Raw genomic sequence first — 752 nt, 5'->3', positions numbered from 1 at the left:
CTTGGCATGAGTGCCAGAGAGTTAAAGGTTAGAAGTGTTGCGCGACACTAGGTGTCGCAGGGTTGCTGAGACTGGGTAATAAGAATGAGAAAGGGGATAGAAACGTATGGCCGCTGACGCTGCTGTCGATAACAAGTCATTTCGCTTGCTGGCATTGCTGCATGCGCTTCCGGTAGCGCCAAGAAGGATGGAAGCCAAAGAACTTCAGCAGGTGCTACAAAGCGAGGGGTATGTGTGTGATAAGCGCACTGTCGAAAGGGATTTAAACCTACTGCTGGAATCGCAGTTCGGTTACTTGATTGAGTGTGACGATAGAGCTCGTCCTTATGGCTGGAGCATCTGCTCGGATCAATATTTGTCCATCCCCGCCATGGACGAGAAAATGGCGGCGACCTGGTTTCTGGTTGAGCGCTATTTACAACCGTTGATGCCTCGTGATGCCTTGCAGAAGCTCGCTCCTATATTTGATGCGGTGGACGCTTGGTTCAAAAAGCACAAGCCGACAGGAGGGCGTAGCTGGAAAGACAAGGTTGCCTATGTGCCTCGGGGCTTCTCCTTGCAGCAAGCATCGGTTCCTGCAGGGATTGTGGATGCTGTCTATGGCGCGCTTTATCGCAACCGGCAGATGGATATCTGGTACAAGGACAGGAAAAGCCCCAAACGCGTTCACCCTTTGGCTTTAGTGGATCGAGGCGCTGTTCGTTATTTGATCGCCCGTTTCGAGGGTTATGATAACTATCGTCACCTTGCTC

1 protein-coding gene is annotated in these 752 nt (G+C 51.6%); it reads left to right on the top strand.

What is annotated here, in order from left to right; translation table 11 throughout:
- Positions 1 to 106: 106 nt before the first annotated feature.
- Positions 107 to 752, top strand: a 646-nt coding sequence (locus tag A3730_RS08500) for a helix-turn-helix transcriptional regulator (protein ID WP_369819052.1), incomplete at its 3' end; no start/stop codon positions are given.

This window comes from Alcanivorax sp. HI0044 (assembly GCF_001634945.1).
This window is presented reverse-complemented; position numbering and strand designations above follow the sequence as displayed.